Raw genomic sequence first — 22996 nt, 5'->3', positions numbered from 1 at the left:
TTTCTTATCATTTCTCTGTGTAGCGAAGCGAGGCCTACATGGATGTAGGTCACTTAGGTTCTGCAGGAGCATAGAACCTGTCTCTGTGTTCTCGGTGGTGAATAATCTTTTATCTTTAAAAAACAGTTTGACCACAGAGGGCACCGAGGGCCTTCGGCCTCACCGAGAAGATATTAAAACAAAGTATTTATTTTTCTTATCTTTTCTCTGTGTAGCGTAGCGAGGCCTACATGGATGTAGGTCACTTAGGTTCTGCAGGAGCATAGAACCTGTCTCAGTGTTCTCGGTGGTGAATAAGTTAGGTTTATTACGCTTGTAGGGGTAAAGGTACGATAGGATCACCAAGTAATTCCATATTCTCCGCTTCCCACGTATCCAATTTTGCTTGCATATTGATCCATATTGCAACGCCTGTTCCTGTAGCTTCGGATAAACGCCTTGCCATAGCGTGCGAACATTTAACTTTTCCATTAACAAATTCGCTTAAGGCTTTTCTGGTAAAAACAGCCGTTGGTTTGGTACCTAACCAACGACTATTCAGCGAGTATGTATTGAAGAGTAAATTGAACAATTATTTCTAGGATTAAAATATACGATCAATCGCTTGTTTTGCTGTGGTATATAACGTTTTTATCATCAAGCCTAATACCCAACGAATAAACTTAACCGTCATTTCCTTAACCGCTTGCGCCCCTTTACCTACAAATACAAGCATATGTCCTAATAGTCCCCTTAATGCTTCTTCTGCATCAGGAATTCTTACAATAGACTCATGTAAACAACGTGCTAGTACATCATAAAAGGACAAGCCAACACTCGCTGCAGCTTGCCCGGAATAAGTGCATACTGTCCGCTTTTCTTTAAGAGTGTGATTAACGCATCGGTAATAATTTGTTGCCGGCGCTGCGAAAATGACGCGTTATGGCGCTGCTCATATTTAAGCACGGTGTGTTTATAGTGCAGTGTTTTAAGTGCGCTATCCATACTTCGGTAATCTTTATAGGCATTGACAGTGTTAACATAACCAGGTGCCGACTTCGCCATTGAGTGTGCAGAAAGAGCAAAAAAAGATCCCCCATTCATCGCGGTTTGATATTCACCTACGGTATGAGTAAATGGCCAAACAGGTACACAAGGCACAGGGTCAGCACCATGGGTTACCCGATAATGGTCAACATTCATCGCTGCACTGTGAATAGAGTTTGTAAGCACCACGCGTGGTGCGCCAAAGGTATAAAGCTTAGTTTTAATACCACGTGCACTTGCCCAAATAGCAGTTAACTCAGCAATGGCACCGCCTAAGCTATGACCTATTACATGCAAACAACTGGGGTTGTGCTTTGCTATATATTGATTAAATGTCTTGGGCGCATACTGCTGAAGGCTTTTTGAAAGCCTGAATGTACCTCAAGGTTTTTAGGGCCAAGGGTAACGGCTACATTGAGGTTAGTTAACCAATCAGCAAATGAAGAAAATTTAGTGCCACGAATACCGATAATATGGTGATTTAAAAATTGTGGGGAAGTACCCTCTGCCGTTAAAGCAAAGCCCGTACTGCGGTTAAGCAACTGATTAACTAGACCGCCGCTGATTCCTTGTATTTGGCTGTTGGTGATTTTAAAATTACGTATAAAATCAAGATGAAATTCATCGGCAAAACCTTGTGACTTTCTTATATCATAGACTCTATCAGCAACACTTGCTGCTGTGTCAAGGATATTGTTTTATTCATAGTTTGACTTCCTTTCCTGTAAAACGATCCGTTAGTGTATTAAAATCCCCATTTTCAACGATATACTGATTGTCCCCATCGTAAAGTAAAAAAGGCAGGTAGTCTTCATCCCACCGACATACGCTAGAGGCTTGGTATTCTCTATTATTTGGGTTGCTATTTTTAAACTGAAAACTGACTCGTTTATTGCTTAACTCACAATTTAAAAAAGCCAGTTTTTTAGTGAATTCAGGTATTTCCGTAATACCCACATGAGTTGCGATCCATAATGGAATGAGCGTGCCTTCGCGGTTAATAGTAATTTGTTGCGATACCCTATCTTCAGAAAACGGTTTACTGGGAATGGATGAGCGAATGCTCTTTTGCGGGAAATGAAAATGACCAGTATCATCAGTAATGGCAACATCAATATGATCTTTTGCATCGATATACATTAATGAGCGAGTAATTTCTATATTGGCAACGGGTTTCCCATTTTCAGTTACCACGCCGTTGACTTCTGAACATAAAAATACGTCTTGTTTTTTAAACCAACCAAACATATCTACTCCTTGACTTATCATAGGGTAAGCAAGTAAGCACAAAATTAGAAATAACAATGTAAAATGAGGGCGAGAAAGTGACGCGATTTTTCTGCGGTTATTCATTGGCTATCCTTGCTGAATATTTAAAGCGATATTATCTGTTAGAGTTGAAAAAGTAAATACCTACTTACGCAATGTATCACTCGTATTTTCAATCTAAATTGCGCTTTAATTGCAGAGTAATAACTCCCCCTGCTATATTAACAACTAACCGCAATAATATTTTACTTAGCTTAAAGAGGATTATATATTTATTGTTTCTAATATTAAAATTAAGGTTTAGGAGACTTTTTTAATAATTTTTATATAAATCCCCACTAATATAGAGGCGGTAAAAACGACGGCAAAAGGAAACCCATGCCATAGTAGATTATAGGTGTCTTTACTTGGTATATGGGAGCTGTAAATCATAAAAACACTTATGAACCACGAGAGTGGAAACGTAAAAATACCAACGTTCATAAGAATGTCGACAACAAAATATGAAGTAAAATATTTACTTGTGATCATAATTGTTAATACAAAAAAAGCAACAGCACAAAATGGTACTACGGTAAATTGAAGAATAAAACCTTGTGCTAAATTATCGTATGTCATAGTTTAACCTTCTTCCCTGTATATTGTTCAGTTAGTTTATTAAAATCACCGTCATGTATACGGTATTCTTTTTCACCATCATAAAGCCAGAAAGGCATGTAATCGTCATCCCAACGGCAAATGCTAGAAGCCATATGTTCACGATTACTAGGGATATTATTTTTAAATTGAAAATCAGCTCGCTTATTGCTCAACTCACAATTTAAAAAAGCCAATTTTTTGTAAAATTCAGGTATTTCCGTAATCCCCACATGAGTTGCTCCCCATAACAGAATAAGCGTGCCTTCGCGGTTAATAGTAATTTGTTGCGATACCCTATCTTCAGAAAACGGTTTACTGGGAATGGATGAGCGAATGCTCTTTTGCGGGAAATGAAAATGACCAGTATCATCAGTAATGGCAACATCAATATGATCTTTTGCATCGATATACATTAATGAGCGAGTAATTTCTATATTGGCAACAGGTTTCCCATTTTCAGTTACCACGCCGTTGACTTCTGAACATAAAAATACGTCTTGTTTTTTAAACCAACCAAACATATCTACTCCTTGACTTATCATAGGGTAAGCAAGTAAGCACAAAATTAGTAATAACAATGTAAAATGAGGGCGAGAAAGTGACGCGATTTTTCTGCGGTTATTCATTGGCTATCCTTGCTGAATATTTAAAGCGATATTATCTGATAAAACAAAGGAAGTAAATTATTGATTTTCTGAAGTTTGGAGTTGGTTTTTTTAAAGCATTTAGTAAATTAGACAATCTATAACGATTCTGTAAAGGTTAGTGATGAACGCGTTGTTTAGCCCATTGTAGGGGTAATTTATTGCCCCTTGTTGGGCTAAAGCCCAACCTACATTTTTTGACCACCGAGAGCACCGAGGGCCTTAGGCCTTCACTGAGAAGACATTAAAACAAAGATAAAAAACTTCTTAAATCCCTGATCACTATCTCTTCTGACCTTTTCTTATCTCTTCTCTGTGTAGCGAAGCGTCTCTGTGTTCTCGGTGGTGAATAATCTTTTATCTTTAAAAACAATTTAACCGCCGCTGTGTGAACGTTTCTACTTGTTTAAAATAGATCACTTGATTAATGAAACTGGTATTATTTAAAGCTTTGTAGGATCGCGTGTTGGTTTTGCGCTTTTAATTCACTGTAACGTGTTGTTACGTCATTACTGTCGTTGATAATTTTACCTTGGTAGGTTAACCAGGCGTGGGCTTTGAGCTTTTCATTGTTGATGGCGACGCCAATGTGCATTTGTGTTGGGTAACCGCGTTTTTTAAGTATTTGTTTTTGCGTTAAGCAGCGGCGTAGGCAGTTCATTTTACGAAGGTGATGACGAGCGACTTTTTCACTAAGTTGGATCACTAACGCAACTTGCGCTAACGATGTTTTGTCTGCCTGTTTATTGTCAGGAATAACACTATTATTTGTGCCTGACAGGTTTGCGATTTCGTTTTGCCAATTGTTTTGCCAATTGTTTTGCCAATTACTGTATTGTGTAAATGAAATTAACCAATCCCACTTTAAAAACACCCACCATGCTTCAAGTAAAATACTTAACTCAGTTTTAGACAGTGAGAATAGTTTTGTGAATACAGACATGATAAACGTGCGGGTTCCTTAACGTTGTTTAGCCCCTTGTAGGGGGTAATTTATTGCCCCTTGTTGGGCTAAAGCCCAACCTACATTTTTCACCACAGAGTACACCGAGGTGCTTCGCACTTCACCGAGAAGTGATTAAACATTTTTGGCGGACTGAAGTCCAACCCTACATTACATAAACATGTGAATTTATGATTGCGGCTCAGCAATGATTAATAAACCTTGTTTGAGCATTTGTGTTACTAACTCGTTAATGTCTTGGGTAACTTCTGCTTGCTCTGCTTGGTATTTTTCAAGTACGGCATTGATCACTTCGGTTTGGGTATGCCCTGCTTGAAAAAGCTCTACCATAAAAGTACCAATAGCATTAAGCGTGAAATATTCGCCTGTATTTGGTTCAAGTATTACGGTTTCATCTGCTACTTTTTGAAAAAGCACATTTTCGGCCAATTGGTAGCTAACTTCGCTCATTTAACTTAATTTCCTTTATATTAATGGGTTTTCTACAAAACATTATTCACAATTTTCTTTTGGATTAACCGCGACTAATTGATGATTTTTCATTTCATACACATGATCAGCTATATCAACCAAGTGATGTTCATGGCTAACCATAATAACAGTTTTATGTTTTAAAACCTCGTTAAAGCTGTCTTTAAAGCTAGTTTTTGCTTCACTATCAATCATTGAGGTTGGTTCGTCTAGTAATAAAATTGACGGTTCGGTCATTAACGCTCTGGCTAATGATATACGTTGCCTTTGTCCGCCAGACAGTAGCACGCCATTTTCTCCTACTTGGGTTTTATAACCATTTTCTAATGCGGTTATAAACGAATGAGCACCTGCTTTTTTAGCGGCGTTTTCTATTTCAGCAAAACTAGCTTGTGGATAACCAAAAGCAATGTTGTCGGCTATTGAACCGCTGCATAAGGCGATGTCTTGCGAGACTAACCCAACACTGTTGCGTACGGTTGACAATCTAAAATGGTTTAGTGGCTGTTCGCCTATGGTTATTTCACCCGAGGTTGGCTCTATAAATCTTACCAATAGGTGTAATAATGTTGATTTTCCTGTGCCATTTGGCCCTAAAATCAATACTTTTTGCTTGGGTTGAATAGTTATATTGATATCGTTAAGCAAGGGTTCGTTTGGTTCGTAACTAAAATCTACTTTGTTAAAAGTGATATTGCCATGAAGTTGGTTTTCACTATTGTCTTCTTCAGCATGATTGTTTGGCTCGGGTGAAATGTTGAATACGTTATTTAACCGTTTTGACGAACCCAGGGCTTGCTGTGTTTGTCCGTATAAATTAGCTAACGTGCTCATGGGTCTGGCGAACAGCATACCGTACATTAATAAGGTGATTAAATCAGGCATGGTTAAGTTGCCCGACTGATAGTGCATGGCACTCACCACTACAACCACTAACACTCCTGTAGAAACAAGTAATTGCAGCACCGGCGATAAAATGGCTTGGATTTTTAGTTGTTTTTTTCTTAGCTTTTGAATTTCATGAGCGTTACTTTTAAACCGATTAGATTCGCTTTTTTCCCTTGAAAAGGCTTTTACTAGCTTAATAATACTTAAGTTTTCACTGGCAATGGCAACACCATCTGCTTGCCTTTGTACTAGATTTTCACTAATTGGGCGAATACCTTTACCGAGTAATTTTACTACCACAAAAAATGCCGGCACCATCAACATTATTATTAAGGTGATAGTGGTGTTTATTGTCGCCATTAAAATAAGTGCCCCAAGTAAAATAAGGGTGGCGGGTACAAGGCCAGTGAGTATGCCAGAGAGAAAATAACTAATGATGCTAACGTCGTTACTTAACAGTGCAAGGGTTTCGCCTTTTTTGGTGTTACTGAAATATTTAACGGGTAATAATTGAATATGATCATACAAACGACAACTGAGTTCGGTGAGCATTTGCGCTCCGATAAAGTTAACTTTGTAGGTTGATAAAAACCGTAATAGCGCCTGAAGCACAAACAGCGATAACCATAGTAGCGCTATTTGTATGTAACTGAGGTTGAATAGGGTTTTACCATCGAGAACTGACTCTGAAAATTTACCGGCAAACCAAGGAACAGACAAGCTAACGATACTTTCAATTACCATTAAGGCTATGGCAACAAGTAACGGTAGCTTGTGGTTTTTAAGTAAACTAAAAAAATGGTAAAAGGTCATTAGGTTTTGTTACTTAATGTTGTTATGTAGTGATTATTGCTTAGCTTATTTAATGATGCCTGAGTCCATTACTATGTCAGCAATTTCTTTCACTTTTGGGCTACTCATTAAACCAACAACGTCATTGTTTCTTATCATGCGTTGTAGCTCTGGGTCGTTAGTTAGTTGTTTAAAACGTGGGTTTTGCTTGATTACTTCAACCCGCACGAGTGTGGTCATGACTTCTTGGGTGAGTCGTGTTTTAACGGCAATTTTATCAGTTACATCGATGTCTCCAAGTACATTGGTTTCTTCTAAAATACGTTGTACTGTTTTGTCTTCAAGCACGTCGTCAATTTCTTTGGCGGTCATTAGGCCAATTAAATCTCTGTTTTGTACCATGCGTTGAACTTTTCGGCTATTGACTAGGGTTTGTACATCAGGATCATTAGCTAATGTCATACCGTCTTTTACACCACGTCTTTGGTTTTTTAAGACATATGAGGCTATACCTACTAATTGCGGTGCTTGTGGAAATTGCATTGATAATGCGGTATCGATAGAGTCTCCCATGATTTTTTGTGACCAATTATTGATGAGATTATCTTCTGGCATTTCGCCATTGGTTAGTGCGGTGTTTGCCATATTGAAAAACCAAACTAAGGCTAAGCCCACAAAAGCCCCTAGCAAACCATTAGCAAAGCCACCTAGTAACGGTAATTTTGATTTGCCATCGGTTGCTTTTCCCAGTGCGCCCAAGGCTATTTGTAGAATAATTGAGATGATGATTGAACTAACTACAAAGATGACAAACCCGGCAATAAAGTAAGCTACAAGCCCTTCTAACGCTGAATTTTCACTAATTATTGCTGCACCGTTATCGGCAAATGTTACGGCTAGATAATAGGCTCCTACAACACTTACCACCCGGGCAAGCACTAAACCTAAGCCGAGACGGTAGCCACGGTAGAAAAAATAAAGCACGATGACTGAAAATAGAATGATGGCGAGCATTTGATGGTCCTTTAATTATTATTTTATTTATTACTTATTTATTGCGTTATTTATTAGTTTAATCACTATAAATACTGATCATATTAATTTGATGACAGTTACGTATATGACAGTTATGCACATGATGGCATTTAACTACATTATGTTCAATCTGCAAGTGTGCAAGAATGTAAAGTTAAACGCCTTGATTATCCTTGTTTTTTTACAGCGGTTCAAAGTAATGTCCTCGTTCATCGGAGTAATACAAAATATAAGTGCTTTCTATAGCGCTCATAAGTTGTATTGGGGTTGTTGGCTTACCAAAGACCAAAGGGGGGTAAATTGGTTATTTGCTAGTTTTACTACGTTACCGTTGGCGAGTTCTACCACTAAATCTAACCGTTGATTAGCCCCCTGCTTTGAATACATTAATAGGCCTTGTTTTAAGGCTGCAATTGATTTTATGTGACCAATTTGACTTTTTTCTATTATTTCTGGCGCTTTACCTTGTTGGTAGTTAACGGTATTCAGAATTAAATTAATGCCATTGGCTATTGGCTTACTGGTGATCAGGCTTACGGTAACACTTGCGTCGTTGTTAACTACTGCGTTGGGCTTGATTGCCGTAACGAGTGTTTCGTTGGCAATAGTTAGGTGATCAAATGCTGCTAACCCTTCTGCTGTTATGGTGGCACGCTGTAACTCTGTGTCTTGTGCTTGTGTGTTTACTAAAACAAGATGCTGATCTGCGTTGATACCATGGGCGGGTATGACGATTAATGCTTCGTCAGGAAATACCGGTAATGTGGTTTGAAACTGCACATTTAAGGCGGGGTTGGGATTGCCGATACCGCCGTTAGCATTGAGTAACCAAAAGGTGTTGTCGGTTTTAGATACCGCACCTATTTGTACTGGGCCATTGGTTATTTTATGTACGTTCGTAATGATGTGATCAATAGGAGCCGGGGCTTGCCATTTTGTAGGTTCGCTGCTCATGTCATTAAACGCTGAGATTACGTTGTCACTGCGCCACACTATCCACCGCGACATTTCGCTCATTACGCTGCTGTCGTTTTCAGGTATAAATATTTGGTCTATGTTTTCAGCTTGTTTGTACATTAAGCTTCTGGCGCGGTAACCAATTTCTTGTACGTGAGTTGTTTCATAAAAGTTTAAGCGGTAAATTAAATTTGAGTTGCCGTTTTGCTGAACATAGGCTAATTCTCCTCCTGCTTCTGTACCTTGAATAATTAACCCTGTAGCAGCACTGGTTAATGAAACTTGTCGTGGTGATACCGTAAATATTAATGGCGCTGTTTTGTGTGGTGTACCGGCAACGGTAAGTGTTGCGGTAAGTTGATATTGACCTTTTTGATCTATTTCAGCCTGTTCATCAATACTAAAGCCACTCCAAAATCGTGCGTTAGCGTTGAGTGTATACGTTTTTGCCCCTGGCGCAGTACCGCCTAATGTTAGCATTCTGTTAAACGTTAGCGTTTGGGTAGTGTTGTCAGGTAATGTTAATTCAAATGATAATCCATTGGCAGGGTCGGCGTTAAAGTCAGGAATATCAATAGGGTTACTGCCGTTATTTTCGGTGGTTACGGTTACGGTTATTTCGTCACCTTCTACAAACTCAGTTTGCATACTTGAAAGGTTGATGCTTAACATAGTCTTTTTTTCCTTGCTAATGGTCGCTTTTGTATACTGTTCTTTGTCGTTTGTATCTTTGTCGTTTGTATCTTTGTTGTTTGTACAGCCTTGCATACTGATAACAAGGCACATGGCGAAAAGTATTCTGGTTATGTTCATTAACTGATACTCGTTCTGTTTTTTACTGTGATTAAGGTTGTTATGTTTGTTACGTTTTTTTGTTACTTGCACTGATTTTGTTTAATGCTGTGGCGTCCCATCCTCGTAGTCTTAGTTGGCATAGTCCGCAAAATGCATGGCGTGGCCGGTTATAACTCATTAAGCAGTTAGCGTCGGTGTCGTCATGTCTGTTAGGTTGTGCGCCGCCAGGTACAGACGCACTGGTTGAGTATCGGGCATGTGGTAAAAACATGTGATGACCAATTTCGTGACAGAAAGTGTCTAGCATGGCGTTGGTAAAAATGAATACACAGGCTTTACGATGCGAATCGGTGCCAATTGCTGCGCCGTTAATCATTCCCACGCCAACACCCGCGGCAACTAAGTCTCTTAAGTAGGTATTAGAATAGTTGAAGTGTACTACAGTTACACCATCGTCGGCACCAGGGGTTTCACCCGTTTTAGCGCCAGAAATAAGACCTAAGTTAGCGCCATCACCTACCATGGCTCTTAATACACCAAAACATTGTCGGTCTAACCAACGGCTGTATTTTGTGTTGCGTTCAAAGTCGTTATTAACTAAAAAGTTTTTTGTTACCACTAACCTTGCTATTGCCCCTGCATGTGGCGGTGGGCCAAAATTAGCGGAACCGATGGCTTCTGATAAACCTGTCACTGACATGCCATTTGCTGCCGCCATCGACGATATGTCGTTTGCAGCGGCCGGTATGCCGGGATGCAAAAATAAATGTAGTTTCTGCACAAATTTGTCGTATGCATACGTTTTTAAACCTGAATCTTCTGCACCATGATCAGCAGATCTGTCCATGCATCTGTCGTTAACAAAATGTGGGTTATTTGCCGCATTGATTTTAGCAACCGCTAAGGCGTTATAGTCAACCGCGTTACCATCGGCTTTGCGGTGGTCATTAATAACATAATTGTTTTTAGTCGGGTCAATTTTATCTACTACGCTGATGTAAGCGTCGTCGTAAATACTTTGCACAGCACCAATATTAGTGGGTAAATAGGCTGCTATTGAGTTCTTTTTACGGACATATCGCGATAGGTGCATTTCTCGCCAAACTTGCCATGTGCCTGTGCTTACTTTAATTTTTGGTGACGCCGGTAAAGGCTCGGTTTTATCATCTAATACCCAGGTGTCTTTGGCGGATACGTCGTTTGCTAAATAAACCGTTAAGTTATAGTTGTCGCCGGCCATACGGCTAGGACGAAATAAAATGCCGGTTTGACCTTTTAGTTTGCCTTTACTCCACCCGTAACTAAAAGCTGCCCATTTTCGGTTTTTGCAAGCTTCAACTTTAAATGGAAATTTACCCACGTCAAGCGTGTCTTTTGGGTCATAACCGGTTTGATCAGGTGCGATAGATTTAGCGCCGGGCCCACGCTTGCCTCCTCGGTCTGCATGACAGTTATCGCCTTTGGGGTAGGTATGATCATCGGCGGCGCGTGTGGTGTCGGTTCCCGCTTTGTAATAGTCTATTGCTGATTCTATAAATGCCTTTGGTTTTGCTTCGTACGGTGAGGTTGCATTTTGTTGCCCTGCGACATCTTCGGTGGGGTCTTCCCAATCCCATAAAAATTTAGTGTTACCTAGGACAACAGCCCCTTTGGTTGAGTCAACTAGTTTAACTTCGGCTCCTGTTGAGTCGGCAATGTAAACATCGAGTATTAATGGAATTTGTGCGCCTTCATCCCAAAGCGTTTTGTAGAGGTTGAACGCTGAATTATCATTCATTTCTGCACTTGAGGTTTTATACAAGTTGCTAATGAGGTTAATTTTTCGTGTTTGCCCTGTTGCGGGTACACCGCCGTCTGTCTCTATTACCGTTCTGAGGGCTTTATCCATTTTGTGTCTTTTGTCATCAACCGTTGCCGCAGGAATCATCGCTTCTTCTGCGAGTTTAATTTCCATTTTTTTAATTAAAATATGAAAATAGGTCCAACTGCTAGTAGGGTTACCGATTATTTTAGCGTTTTTTGGTGTTAAGGTTAATCGTAATTTATAAGGTGTATGCTCTAACGTGATAAAACCATCGGGAAAGGCTGCTTTGTCATAGTTAAGATCGGGAGTTTGGCCGGTGATGCTATGCTCAATGTTGTGATCTGTTATTTTACCTGTTATGGGGGTGTTGCTATTGATGATTCTACCGTCCCACTTTACGGTATGTTTACCATGTTTTAACCACTCTTCACCTAATTTTTCTAGATCTATCGACCATAACGGTTTTTTGTTAAAACGACAGAAAAGCTCAAGTTTTCCGCTCTTAATTTGCGCCGTAGGGTCGTTAATGTCGTAGTGTATTTCTATGTCTTCTTTTTCGGGCGCGAAGTTGAGTTCGTCAATGCCTAATGCTGCTGTATTTGATATTGGTGCATCAACAGGCCGATAACACTTACTGCGTTTACTTGCTGTTTTTAAATATAAATCAGTAAGTTCCCATTCAGGCAATCGTAATTTGTTATGGTTAGTTTTGCCGTCATCAGTGATAGCAATAGTTGAGTCTATTTTCATTGATTGGCCTTACGGGTTGTCATGTCGTTTAATAATGTCTGGCTTTATGTCTGCAATTACGCCAGATCCTGTTGCGTTTTTAAGGTATGAGTATTGATAAGCGCGCACGGCGGTACTTATTGCGTTACTGTCAAAACCTAGGTTGTGTAAGCGTTTTATTGCGCCACCGTCATTGTCGATACTGGCATGTGGAACAACGGTAAATGACCAGTTAGCAATATCGTCAGCGCTGTCTGGAATCACTTTGTCTGTGTATTCATCTTCCCATTGTGCGTGTTGCACTTTTTGCGGGTAATCGTCTACAACAACAGGTGACGATACGGCTTGGGTAACTTTAGGTGTAACTGATCGCCATTCTACTTCTAAATCGGCGGCGGTAGTGCCGTCGGGTACTTCAACATCAATAATGCCATCAGCTTGGGTAATACCACTTTTTGCTACGGGTTGTTTCATTTCCCAAGTAAGCCCGGCTTTTGGTATATCTGTACCTGTGGCAAAGTCCCAACTGGTTAATACGAGTTTTAATGCAACTCGTTTTTTCTTGATTTCTATGTCTTGGGTTATTTCGTCAGCAGGTTGTAAGGTAATGGTTTGTGCTTTGGGCTCGCTGTAAATTTTGGCGTCTTCACTGGAAAGCGTGACGGTTATTTTGTATGTATCAGCCTTCACTTTACCAAAATCCGCTATGCCGTCTGTTTCTGCGGTTTGTTGTGAGGGGTATGTTTCGGTACCTTCTATTGATACCGTTGCATTTCCAATAAATTGAGTAGTGTCGGTTTGTTCAAATACTTTAACTTTGAGTTTTGCTCGTTTTTTAACAAATACAATATGTATCGGACAACTGCCTAACGGTACTGACTGTGATTGTGTTTCTACAATATCATAATCATCTTTAATTGCTGCGGGTAGGGTTATGTCTATTTTGTAATCGTCAGGCTCTACCGGTTTGAATAGTGCAACGCCGTCAGGATCACTTTTTTTGGTAAAAGGGCTTTTACCACTGATATCAACCGTTGCATCGGCTATGGTTTGGTTGTTTTCTTGTTTAACAACTGTGACTAATACACCCGTTTTTTTCAGCGGGCACTCTTCTGTGCTTTGCGCAACTTTTTTACTACTAAAAGCCTTTTTGGTTTTTGCTAATATGTCAGATAATAACCCCATTTTACATTCCCTAGCTATTTACGCGTCGAGTCTTGCGTAAATCAGATCCATTTTTTCCTGTTGCATTAGTGTAGAATTTACCAATATAGCTTGTATCCATTGATTTTCTTGTGCTTCGTCAAAATTATCGCCAAGCACAATTGATAAAGCAATAAATAATACTACGTCTCGTTCGGAGGTAATGCTATATATTTTGGCTTTAGCTTTACCAGACATTATTTTTTCATGAATAATGTCTTCATCCAATAACGCCATTTTTTCTGGAAAAAGTTCATGTAAATGTAACTTGGTTTTTTCAACAAATTGATTAAACATTATTAAATTAAATTGGTCAATTTGTGATTGAGTAATTTCAAGCATTAACGTAATTTCCATCGAGAAGGTGGTGTTTTGCAATTCATCAGTTTCATTAATTAATGATCTAGTTTATATGTAGAAATGATCACATTGTTAGTGAGATTAGTATTATATTAGCATAACAGAATAAGTTGCGTAAAAAGCGAGCAGATTTTATTTCGTTAGTCGTTATTTCTGTGATTGATGATAGTACATTTTTTTTATTTTTATGAATTCGTTTTGGTATTATTTTTGGTATGATGTGTGAAAAATTAGTGAGTTTAACGGGTTTTATATGACCTCTATACCTGTTATAAATATTAAAGCCAAAGCCAATCATCATGCAGTTTTTTTAATATTACTTGCTGTAGCGATGATTTTTTCTTTAATGGTTGTTAGTCAGTATTATTGGCGAACTCATCATTTAGTATTGGTTTTTTGTTATTTACTTAGTATTGTTGTTTTGTTTACTGGGGTATTAAAGCACTCTGAGCCTGAGCTCAGTTTTGAGATTACACCGCACTATTTACGATACAATCATCGCCATGGAAAATGGACGTTAAGTTGGCAACAGATACACAATATTAATACGATCAGAGAGGTAGTTGGTTTAGCTACTGTTGAATTAACCTATATAGGTATTCGACTAAAAAATATAGAGGAATTGGTTGAACAGATTTCTCCGAGGTTAGCCAACAGATTAATTCATGAACAGCGCCCTTTGTTAAGCTTTGCACTTAAACATCAGCTACTAACACTGGAAGACACTCAGCTGAATTTTGATCCTTTTGTATTAAGCTCAGGCAACGTAATAAAAGGACCGATAGCCGCTTTTTTACATCATTGCCAAATATTACAACGCGCCATTGGTTATCATCTTTATCTTCCTGAATCGAGCACGGATCGTGAGTTAGGAGACTTTTGCCAATTGTTGAAACAATGTAAGCGGTACAGTGAAAATTACGCGGGATAGTTCTTCAACGTATAAATATAAAATAGATCACTAATTAATGAAACGGGTATAACTTAGCCATTAATCAGTGATTACTTTTGTCTATCTGTTCACAGGTTCTTGTTTACAAGTTCTTGTTTATAAGTTCTTGTATATAAATTATTGTTTATAACTTATTGTTTATAACTTATTGTTTATAGAAACTTTGCCGCTTTCGGCTGATCGTTACGGCGCGTGATATACAGAATAGTTTCACTATCACCCTGGTTTTCAAAGCTGCGGGTTGCTTCAATGGGTGTAGTGAAAGTATCGCCCTTACCTAACGTGAGGTTTTCACCGTCTACGTTCATGGTTACTTCACCTTGATGCACAAAAACAACTTCTTCTTCATAGCGAATATGGGCATTCACTTTTGCGCCCGGTGCTAACTTCAGTCCGCGAACAACAAAACCATGTAATCTGTCTAGTTTTCCTGCGGGTAAATCTTCGTTAGGACATGCCGCCCAACTAAAGCAACCTCTTCTACGCCGTTAAACTGTGCCAAACCTTTATTTTTTGCCCATTTGAACGTTGCTGTTCGTTGTACAATAGATTTCATCTCTTCACTATTTACCACGCGATGCTCTGCGATTTGTTCGGCAGAGGTTACGGCCATTGGTTTTTTACCTTCTGGAATTTTTTCACCTAGGGTTGTATCAACTAGGCTGCCATCTTCTAATAAAACTAAGCCATATTCTTTCGCAAGATCAAACACTTTAGGTGCCCATAAAACTCTGCCTGGGTTGTCACTACCCAGTACGGCATACAAATAACCAATATCATCTCCGATACATTCAAAACCACGAAAGATATCCATGGGGATAGAGATAATGTCTCCTTCATTTAATATAATTTTACCGTCATCCGCGTTCACACCACTTAAAAAGGCCCATGTGCCTTTGTGGATAACAAAAACCTCTTCTGTAAGGTGGCTATGTTGTGAGTTTAAACAACCACTGGGTTGTCGTGCGCCACCAATATTAAAGCCATGCGGTATTGAAATATGTACGTGTTGGTCTGGGTTTTCAGCAACACCTGGGCCTATTAAAGTGAAGTTTTCTTTTTTATCACTACCTGGGCTACGTGTATCAATAAACGCATTGGTACATGGTTTTAGGTCTGTATATCTGATTAATCGTTTTTTAAGTGTCATTTTAATTTTCCTGTTGTTTGCCGAGGCTGTTTGCCTGAGCTGTTTACCGAGGCTGTTTGCCGAGGTAATAGTCGGTGTAATACTTAATGATGTTCGCTCGTTGCCATGGCTAACGAGCGGTCCATCCGCCATCAACTTTAATGCTTGTGCCTGTGATCATTGACGCTAAATCACTGAGTAAAAACGTACAGCTGTTTGCTACATCTTCAACTTTTCCTAAACGGCCAAGGGGGATCATGCCGTATACAAACTGCTTGAACGATTCGTCTTCAAACATGGGTTTTGTCATTGGTGTTAACACAAAGGTTGGTGCAACGGTATTCACACGAATATTATGCTCTGCCAATTCAACGGCCATCGCTTTGGTAACCCCTTCAACTGCGTGTTTGCTCATGCAATATAAGGTGCGATTTGGCGAGCCAACAAACCCCATTTGGGAAGACATATTTACGATTGATGCACTCTCTGCCCGCTTCATTGGTGTAATTGCTGCTTGCGATATTTTATAGAGGGTACGAATATTTAAATCGATAACCGCATCGATGTTTTCGTTAGGTTGTTCTTCCATTGGTCCCACCCTATTGATGCCGGCGTTGTTTACTAAGCCGTGTAAAACCGGAAGTGCTTTTACGCTTTCAAAAAACGATTCACTGGTTACGTCCATTACCCAAGGCGTTATATTGTTAGGGTATTGCTTTGCTAGTTCATCAAGATCTGCCTGTGTTCTGGCCACTGCAATGACATTTGCACCATGAGCCGCCGCCATTTGCGCACATGCTAAGCCAATTCCTTTACCTGCACCTGCAATGAGTATTGTTTTATTAATAAACAATTCGTGATTAAAACCCGTCATAAAATATCTCTAACTTAATGTTTGCATTCGAAGTCATTATTACGTAAGATTTAGTCATATTCAAGTAAATGTTAAAAATAAAACTTTGTTAAAACCAAACAAACCGGAGATAAAATAATGATAAACTACTTAAAAAAAGGCAAACAAGAAGGCGAAAAAAAGGAATTTTTACAGCAAGTTAAAAGTACAGTAGAAACTATTCTTGAAGATATTGAGAGTAATGGTGATAGTGCAGTAGCAAAATATTCTGAGAAATTCGACAAATGGAATCCGGAGTCATTTAGGTTGAGTAAGGATGATATTGCCAAATGTTATGAGCAAGTTGAAGACAGTGTTATTGAAGATATTAAATGGGCGCAAACTCAAGTACGAAACTTTGCACAAATTCAACGCGATTCAATGAAAGATGTTGAAGTAGAAACGATTCCTGGTGTTACGTTAGGCCATAAACATATTCCTATGGAAAGTGTTGGTTGTTATGTACCTGGGGGTAAGTACCCTTTAGTTGCTTCTGCTCACATGAGTGTTGTTACGGCTAAAGTTGCTTGGTGTTAAACGTGTTATTGCTGCGGCTCCGCCGTTTAATGGTACGCCTTCGCCCGCTATTGTTGTGGCTATGGATTTAGTCGGTGCTGATGAAATTTATTGTTTTGGTGGTGTTCAAGCTATTGCTGCCATGGCGATTGGTACAGAAACAATTGCTCCGGTTGATATGATTGTTGGCCCGGGTAATGCGTTTGTTGCCGAGGCTAAACGTCAGTTATTTGGTCGTGTTGGTATTGATTTATTTGTCGGCCCAACTGAAACACTGGTTATTGCGGATGAAAGTGTTGATGGTGAGTTATGTGCTGCTGATTTACTTGGTCAAGCAGAGCATGGTCCAACGTCTCCTGCGATTTTATTAACAAACAGTGAAAAACTAGCAAACGATACGATTAAAGAAGTTGAACGCCGCCTAACTATTTTACCAACCGCAGAAGTTGCAGGTGCAGCATGGCGTGAATATGGCGAAGTGATTGTTTGCGATACTTATGAAGAAATGGTTGAAGTTGCCAATGACCTAGCGTTTGAACATGTGCAAATAATGACTCAAAATGTGCCGTATTTTAAAGAAAACATGCGTAACTTTGGCGCTTTGTTTTTAGGGCCTGAAACCAATGTGTCTTATGGTGATAAATGTATTGGTACTAACCATACGCTTCCAACTCGTAAAGCGGCGCGTTATACTGGCGGATTATGGGTAGGTAAATTCATTAAAACGTGCACGTTCCAAAGTGCAACGGAAGAAGCCTCTGTTATCGTTGGCGAATATTGTTCAAGGCTTTGTGCCGTTGAAGGCTTTGGCTTGGGCATAAAGAACAGGCAGATATCCGTTTGAGAAGATATAAAGGATAAGCATTGTATAAAAATAAAAAAGTAACTTCTTATGACGTGGCACGCGAAGCAGGTGTGTCTCAATCAGCAGTATCACGGGTTTTTCGACCGGGTTTAAGTGTGTCGAAAAAAACGCGAGATAAAGTGATGGCAACGGCAAATAAAATGGGCTACCGACCAAACGCTATTGCTAGAATGCTTATTACTAAGCAATCTGGCATGGTTGCGGTTATTGTTTCATCCCGTGCTAACGAAAACTATCCTGAAGTACTTTCGCAAGTGAGTAAACAACTTGCGGCTCGTAATAAGCGAGTTTTATTATTTACCTTAGATGATGCCGCAGGTGTAGATGATTTATTTGAACAAATCTGGACCTTCCAAGTCGATGGCGTTATCGCTCTTGCTGCTCATTTTGAAAGCCAACGTTTGGCACAATTTGAGCAACATAAAGTACCGGTTGTGCTCTATAACCGTAATGTTCCTGATGCTTCAACCAATACGGTTTGTTGTAATCACGAACAAGGCATTAAACAACTGCTTGCTGAATTAAAACTGAATAATCCTCAGTCTTATTTAGTACTTTCAGGACCTGTAGATTCTGATGTAGCCAATGAACGTAGAGAAATTGCCCTTGATTTACTGAAGAAATCAGGCGAAAAAAATGTTCAAGTTCTTTATGGTGATTACACTTATCAGTCGGGCAGAGATTGTATTGCTCAGTGGTTGAAAAAGAACCCTGCTCCCGATGCTGTTGTATGTAGTAATGATACGATGGCGATAGGTGTAATTGACGAAATAAGAGAAAACCACAACATTCATATTCCAAACGATATGTCTGTTGTAGGTTTTGACGGCATCGCTTCTTCGTTTTGGCAGAGTTACCAAATAACTACCATTAAACAACCGGTAGAGCAATTGGTTAAGGCCGCCGTAGACATGCTAATAGAGCACATTGAAAACGCTGATTCTCCGCCTGAAGCTCGTGTATTAACGGGCACCTTGATTAAAGGGAATTCGGTAAAGCGTTCCTAATTAACGCACATTATTCTAAGTAATTGAGTAGTGTGCCTTGATAAAGCAATTTATACGAAGCGATTAAAGATGACTCAATTACCTATATTATTTTTACCTGGCACCTTGTGTACAGGTGCTATGTTTTCACAACAAATTCAACATTTACAACAATTTTGTAATGATATTTCAGTTGTACAATTTACAACTGAGCACTCTCTTTCTGAAATGGCTAACAAGGTTATTACTGCAACCAAAGGTAACCCGTGTGCTATCGTTGGTTTTTCAATGGGCGGCATAGTGGCGGCCGAAGTAGCTAAAACACATCCGCAACTTATTGCGAAACTTGCTTTAGTTAACAGTAATTGTCATGCCGACCTGCCCGAGCGTAAAGCGGCTCGGGGCGCACAAATACAACAAGCGAAATCGGGAAAATTGGTAGATTTAATAACCGATACCTTTTTACCAAATTATTTGTTCGAACACACAAAGCCCCATGAACAGTTAATTTTAGACATGGCGACTACGTTAGGCGCTGATTGTTTTGCTGCGCAAGTAAGGGCGATAGAAGATAGACCAGACGCACTGTCGGTACTTAAAAGCCTTACAAGCGATATTGTGATTATTGGTGGTAGACAAGATAAAATATGCCCTGCTGAGCATCAACAAATGATGCACGACAATCTGCCAAAAAGTCACTTGGCATTGCTTGATGAGTGTTGTCATTTTTCGCCATTAGAACAAGCCGAGCACGTTTCAAACTTATTAACACAGTGGTATTTATCAGACTCATTATGATAACAATGATGACAATGATGACAATGATGACAATGATGACAATGATGACATTCTCATTCATTTTTCCTGTTTATTATTGACCACAAACGATTAGGTAATTTTTATGTTTTTAAAACAATCTTTAGCACAAAAGAAACCATTAATTGGTACTTTTATTAAAACCCCTCATTTTCATAACACCGAAGTGTTTGGCTCATACAAACCTTGACGTTTTGTGCTTAGATGCTGAGCATGCGCCGTTTGATCGTGCTGATCTTGATACGTGTGTATTAGCGGCAAAGTCTCAACAAATGCCTGTGGTAATTCGTGTGCCTAATACGGAAAATTCTACGCTTTTAAATGCACTGGATTTGGGTGCCGACGGTATTGTTTTGCCACACATTTTAAATGCTGAGCATGCACGTAGAGTGGTAAAAAAGTGCTTTTACGGGCCTGATGGTAGAGGTTATGCGGGTTCTACTCGCTTTGTCAAGTTATACAACTAAAAAAATTGCTGACAATTTAGCAAACAATCAAAATCAAACCTGTGTTATTGCTCAAATTGAAGATTTAGAAGCGGTTGATGATATTGATGCCATATGCCAAGTGGAAGGTATAGATTGTATTTTTATTGGTAGAATGGATTTAACCGTTGCTTTAGATCAAACTAATGCAAGTCATCCTGACGTATTAGCCGCCGTAGAAAAGGTTGTTAATGCGGCGAATAAGTATGGTAAAAATTGCGGAATGTTTGTTGCTGATTTAAGTGAGCTTCCCCGTTGGATTTCGTTGGGGGTTAGTTTGTTTTTACTGGGTTCGGATCATGGTTTTATGCTAAGTGGTGCGCAACAACTACAACAAAAGTTTGCTGATGCCATAAAACAAGCTGAGCAGTAGTAACAATAGCAAATAGTCATTCGTTATGTAAAAAAGGCGCTTGATTAGCGCCTTTTTATTGCTCATTCATCTTTTATTTATTTTTTATAACTCAACTGCTAATTAACAACGTGCTTTGTTAAACTCTTTCATGCGCCCCAAAACATCAACGCCTAATTGATGGTATACATGGAGTAAATCAACTAAAACCCAATTTTCACGAATTAGCCCTTTTTCACATCGCCAAAAGTCTAAACTGCGCATGGTAATGCTTTGGTTTGATGGGGCAATACCTAGCCGACCGTCATTGCTAATGGTCATTTGCATACCTGGCCACGCGGTAAAGCCAACGTAGTCGCCATCACCAAAGATATAACCTTTGCCAACATCACCTACTCTGTTTGGCATACCGTTAAGAAAGGGAATTTGATGCCAGTTACGAAAACCTTTTATTCCTCTTGCACTTCCAATTCCCGAAGGACCATACCAACTACAACGAGGGTGCCAATAGTTATCTAGCGCCATTGCGTCAACACCACCGGTGGCGTAATTACCTAGTGATGTACACATATCGGCAACCAGACTTTGTACTTAATGCTGCTTTTTTACTGTCAGGCACAATACTTAGTCCGTCTTGTGTTGCGGGCCCTGGTACATGCCATTCACGCCCTAAGCTAGGCACCATAGGCCAAGCTTTGGCTTGCATCATCACTTCTGGAATGTCCCATATGGCTTGCATTTCAACAACAGTGCCTTTTTCTATACGGTAGAATTCATGAAAACGCATAGACACTTGATGACCTGTGGGCGGAATGTCTAACCGGCCTTTTTCGAAGCTACCCGTATAATAACCACAGCACCCTACCCATTCGCTGTTATCTTCGCTTGTGCCTGCCATAACAATGGTTTCACGGCGCTCAAGATCAGGTATTGCATGTTTCAGCGGTGTATAAATATCGTTATATAGGTTGTCTGGCCCTGCTAATGTTTCAAAAGGGTATGACAATTGTATTTTAGCCTTGGGCGAAAACACTTTATTGATGGCCTGTTGAACAGCCTGATTGTCATAGTTATATAATGCTTGGCTAAGTTGGTTTATTACCTGCTTATTAACACTGTGTAAATTTTGAGACATTAGTATTTTCCTATATGTAAGCACACGCTATGCATTTATTTTTCGCCAAAAACATTGATATATAAGCAAATTTTAAACACATTACCATTATTATCAAAGCAACACCAAACATGATGACTTCGAAGTCATAAAATGATACCCTAAGTTCGAAGTATTTCAAGTAAAACTTATTTTAGTGGAGAAAATTATGTCAACCGTTATTGATAAGTTGTATCAACAACTCAAATCATCCCCTGCCAATTTAGCACAATATATTCACGATGATGTAGCGTGGCATGTAAGCGCTCCTGTTAATACGATAGTAGGCTCAGCAAACGTATTGTCGTCTTTTTGGCAACCTTTGGTAAATGCCCTACCCGATATAGAGCGTAAGCCTTTTATTAATGTGCAAAGTGAATATGAAGGTTACGATTGGATAGCAAGTACCGGGTATTTTGTTGGCACGTTAAGTCAACCGCTTTGGGGAATACCTGCCAACAATAAAACCTTATATTTACGTTATACCGAGCTTGTGCAGTTAGATAATAACAAAATTAAAACCTGTTATGTTATTGTCGATTTTCTTGATGCTATGAACCAAGTAGGTGTGAATCCGTTAAGAAAGAGTTTGGGCCATAGCGGATTAATCATGCCACCAACAACAATGGATGGTATAGCGAGAGCAGAAAGTAGTGCAGACGCTGCACAAAAGTCTAAACAATTAATACTTGATATGCTTGATGAGTTAGGCCGTTTTGACGGTAAGTCATTATCAAGCATGAAGTTAGAAAACTACTGGCACCCTGATTTTATGTGGTATGGCCCGGCCGGGCATAGGAACAACACGCGGTATTGAAGGTTTTAGACGAGATCATCAAGGGCCATTTGTTTTTAGTTTTCCTGATAGAGATGTTGACCATAAGGCGACTTTGGTTGCTGACGGTAATTATGTTGCGACAGGTGGTTGGCCACATATGCATGGTACACATAGCGTAGGCGGTTGGTTGGGCTTACCTCCTTGTAATAAACAGTTATCGTTAAGAGTAATGGATATTTGGCGCCGTGAAGGTGATTTACTTAAAGAGAACTGGGTTGCGATTGACATTATTGATATGTGTATGCAAATGGGGCTTGATGTGTTTGCAATGATGAAAGAGCAGCTTGGGGATAATACTTAACCACTACTGTTCGGTTATATAAGAAAAAGGAAGCTAATGAGCTTCCTTTTTATTGTTTGATTTTTTATTGTTTACTTTTTAGCTTTAGCTTTAGCTTTAATTTGAACTTTAACTTTAATTAAAAAATACCTGCAG

The 22996-nt window shown here is 39.4% G+C and carries 29 protein-coding genes; 9 read left to right on the top strand and 20 right to left on the bottom strand.

Going from position 1 to position 22996, the window contains the following annotated elements:
• Positions 1-307 precede the first annotated feature (307 nt).
• From L3081_RS21210 to L3081_RS21140, 15 genes are all read right to left on the bottom strand, one after another.
• Positions 308-571, bottom strand: a complete 264-nt coding sequence (locus L3081_RS21210; protein WP_242288330.1) for a helix-turn-helix transcriptional regulator — start codon at positions 569-571, stop codon at positions 308-310.
• Positions 572-583: 12 nt separating this feature from the next.
• Positions 584-808, bottom strand: a complete 225-nt coding sequence (locus L3081_RS21205; RefSeq protein WP_242288329.1) for a hypothetical protein — start codon at positions 806-808, stop codon at positions 584-586.
• Positions 787-1347 (bottom strand): lipase family protein, encoded by a 561-nt coding sequence (locus L3081_RS21200; RefSeq protein WP_242288531.1) that lies wholly within the window; start codon positions 1345-1347, stop codon positions 787-789. Before L3081_RS21200 ends, L3081_RS21205 begins: the two co-directional genes overlap by 22 nt.
• Positions 1344-1568, bottom strand: coding sequence for a hypothetical protein (locus tag L3081_RS21195; RefSeq protein WP_242288328.1), 225 nt, complete (start codon positions 1566-1568; stop codon positions 1344-1346). Before L3081_RS21195 ends, L3081_RS21200 begins: the two co-directional genes overlap by 4 nt.
• A 160-nt stretch (positions 1569-1728) precedes the next feature.
• Complete coding sequence (locus L3081_RS21190; protein ID WP_242288327.1) at positions 1729-2379, bottom strand: DUF4198 domain-containing protein; 651 nt, start codon at positions 2377-2379, stop codon at positions 1729-1731.
• Between the two features lie 216 nt (positions 2380-2595).
• On the bottom strand, positions 2596-2913 hold the full coding sequence (locus L3081_RS21185; protein ID WP_242288326.1) for a hypothetical protein: 318 nt from the start codon (positions 2911-2913) through the stop codon (positions 2596-2598).
• Positions 2910-3560, bottom strand: coding sequence for a DUF4198 domain-containing protein (locus L3081_RS21180; protein ID WP_242288325.1), 651 nt, complete (start codon positions 3558-3560; stop codon positions 2910-2912). Before L3081_RS21180 ends, L3081_RS21185 begins: the two co-directional genes overlap by 4 nt.
• Positions 3561-4017: 457 nt before the next feature.
• Positions 4018-4521, bottom strand: coding sequence for a lasso peptide biosynthesis B2 protein (locus L3081_RS21175; RefSeq protein WP_242288324.1), 504 nt, complete (start codon positions 4519-4521; stop codon positions 4018-4020).
• Between the two features lie 189 nt (positions 4522-4710).
• The gene (locus L3081_RS21170) at positions 4711-4992 is read right to left on the bottom strand and encodes a PqqD family protein (RefSeq protein ID WP_242288323.1); all 282 of its coding nucleotides are present in this window, start codon (positions 4990-4992) and stop codon (positions 4711-4713) included.
• Between the two features lie 42 nt (positions 4993-5034).
• Positions 5035-6714, bottom strand: coding sequence for an ABC transporter ATP-binding protein (locus L3081_RS21165; RefSeq protein WP_242288322.1), 1680 nt, complete (start codon positions 6712-6714; stop codon positions 5035-5037).
• 45 nt (positions 6715-6759) lie between these two features.
• A complete protein-coding gene (locus tag L3081_RS21160; RefSeq protein WP_242288321.1) occupies positions 6760-7707 on the bottom strand; it encodes a CvpA family protein in 948 nt (315 codons plus the stop codon).
• Between the two features lie 270 nt (positions 7708-7977).
• The gene (locus L3081_RS21155; protein ID WP_242288320.1) at positions 7978-9498 is read right to left on the bottom strand and encodes a hypothetical protein; all 1521 of its coding nucleotides are present in this window, start codon (positions 9496-9498) and stop codon (positions 7978-7980) included.
• A 49-nt stretch (positions 9499-9547) separates the two neighbouring features.
• Positions 9548-12034 (bottom strand): hypothetical protein, encoded by a 2487-nt coding sequence (locus L3081_RS21150; RefSeq protein ID WP_242288319.1) that lies wholly within the window; start codon positions 12032-12034, stop codon positions 9548-9550.
• A gap of 9 nt (positions 12035-12043) precedes the next feature.
• Complete coding sequence (locus L3081_RS21145) at positions 12044-13198, bottom strand: hypothetical protein (RefSeq protein ID WP_242288318.1); 1155 nt, start codon at positions 13196-13198, stop codon at positions 12044-12046.
• Between the two features lie 18 nt (positions 13199-13216).
• Positions 13217-13594, bottom strand: a complete 378-nt coding sequence (locus L3081_RS21140; protein ID WP_242288317.1) for a hypothetical protein — start codon at positions 13592-13594, stop codon at positions 13217-13219.
• Positions 13595-13829: 235 nt separating this feature from the next.
• On the opposite strand from L3081_RS21140, the gene L3081_RS21135 reads away from it, so the two are divergent.
• A complete protein-coding gene (locus tag L3081_RS21135) occupies positions 13830-14507 on the top strand; it encodes a DUF2982 domain-containing protein (protein ID WP_242288316.1) in 678 nt (225 codons plus the stop codon).
• A gap of 173 nt (positions 14508-14680) precedes the next feature.
• Here L3081_RS21135 and L3081_RS21130 read toward each other — a convergent pair whose 3' ends face one another.
• Genes L3081_RS21130 through L3081_RS21120 form a run of 3 tightly spaced genes read right to left on the bottom strand, consistent with a single transcriptional unit; the run spans position 14681 to position 16531 of the window.
• Positions 14681-14896, bottom strand: coding sequence for a cupin domain-containing protein (locus tag L3081_RS21130; RefSeq protein WP_242288315.1), 216 nt, complete (start codon positions 14894-14896; stop codon positions 14681-14683).
• A gap of 53 nt (positions 14897-14949) precedes the next feature.
• Positions 14950-15810 (bottom strand): cupin domain-containing protein, encoded by an 861-nt coding sequence (locus tag L3081_RS21125; protein ID WP_242288314.1) that lies wholly within the window; start codon positions 15808-15810, stop codon positions 14950-14952.
• Positions 15788-16531: an SDR family NAD(P)-dependent oxidoreductase gene (locus L3081_RS21120; RefSeq protein ID WP_242288313.1), complete on the bottom strand. Its 744-nt coding sequence runs from the start codon at positions 16529-16531 to the stop codon at positions 15788-15790. Before L3081_RS21120 ends, L3081_RS21125 begins: the two co-directional genes overlap by 23 nt.
• 117 nt (positions 16532-16648) lie before the next feature.
• Here L3081_RS21120 and L3081_RS29440 point away from each other — a divergent pair, with 117 nt between their 5' ends.
• The 6 genes from L3081_RS29440 to L3081_RS21090 all read left to right on the top strand — a co-directional run bounded on the left by L3081_RS29440 (position 16649) and on the right by L3081_RS21090 (position 20590).
• Entirely contained in the window at positions 16649-17086 is a 438-nt protein-coding gene (locus L3081_RS29440; protein WP_242288312.1) for a histidinol dehydrogenase, read from the top strand.
• On the top strand, positions 17073-17909 hold the full coding sequence (gene hisD / locus L3081_RS21110) for a histidinol dehydrogenase (protein WP_242288311.1): 837 nt from the start codon (positions 17073-17075) through the stop codon (positions 17907-17909). Before L3081_RS29440 ends, hisD begins: the two co-directional genes overlap by 14 nt.
• A gap of 20 nt (positions 17910-17929) precedes the next feature.
• Complete coding sequence (locus tag L3081_RS21105; protein WP_242288310.1) at positions 17930-18937, top strand: LacI family DNA-binding transcriptional regulator; 1008 nt, start codon at positions 17930-17932, stop codon at positions 18935-18937.
• Between the two features lie 69 nt (positions 18938-19006).
• On the top strand, positions 19007-19714 hold the full coding sequence (locus L3081_RS21100) for an alpha/beta fold hydrolase (RefSeq protein WP_242288309.1): 708 nt from the start codon (positions 19007-19009) through the stop codon (positions 19712-19714).
• A 188-nt stretch (positions 19715-19902) separates the two neighbouring features.
• On the top strand, positions 19903-20199 hold the full coding sequence (locus L3081_RS21095; RefSeq protein ID WP_242288308.1) for an aldolase/citrate lyase family protein: 297 nt from the start codon (positions 19903-19905) through the stop codon (positions 20197-20199).
• Positions 20162-20590 carry an aldolase/citrate lyase family protein gene (locus tag L3081_RS21090; protein WP_242288307.1) on the top strand — a complete coding sequence of 143 codons (429 nt, stop codon included), beginning with the start codon at positions 20162-20164 and terminating at the stop codon, positions 20588-20590. Before L3081_RS21095 ends, L3081_RS21090 begins: the two co-directional genes overlap by 38 nt.
• A 102-nt stretch (positions 20591-20692) precedes the next feature.
• Here the strand turns inward: L3081_RS21090 and L3081_RS21085 are convergent, their stop codons facing one another.
• Both L3081_RS21085 and L3081_RS21080 read right to left on the bottom strand, forming a co-directional pair.
• Positions 20693-21139, bottom strand: coding sequence for an ester cyclase (locus L3081_RS21085; protein WP_242288306.1), 447 nt, complete (start codon positions 21137-21139; stop codon positions 20693-20695).
• Positions 21120-21704 carry an ester cyclase gene (locus tag L3081_RS21080; protein WP_242288305.1) on the bottom strand — a complete coding sequence of 195 codons (585 nt, stop codon included), beginning with the start codon at positions 21702-21704 and terminating at the stop codon, positions 21120-21122. Before L3081_RS21080 ends, L3081_RS21085 begins: the two co-directional genes overlap by 20 nt.
• 187 nt (positions 21705-21891) lie before the next feature.
• Between L3081_RS21080 and L3081_RS21075 the strand changes: the two genes are divergently transcribed.
• Entirely contained in the window at positions 21892-22539 is a 648-nt protein-coding gene (locus L3081_RS21075; protein WP_242288304.1) for an ester cyclase, read from the top strand.
• Positions 22502-22861 (top strand): ester cyclase, encoded by a 360-nt coding sequence (locus tag L3081_RS21070; RefSeq protein ID WP_242288303.1) that lies wholly within the window; start codon positions 22502-22504, stop codon positions 22859-22861. Before L3081_RS21075 ends, L3081_RS21070 begins: the two co-directional genes overlap by 38 nt.
• Positions 22862-22996: the final 135 nt, after the last annotated feature.

It is taken from the genome of Colwellia maritima, assembly GCF_022669015.1.
Lineage (GTDB): Bacteria > Pseudomonadota > Gammaproteobacteria > Enterobacterales > Alteromonadaceae > Colwellia > Colwellia maritima.
Note: the sequence above shows the minus strand (reverse complement) of the source record. Positions and strands in the feature narration are given on the sequence as shown.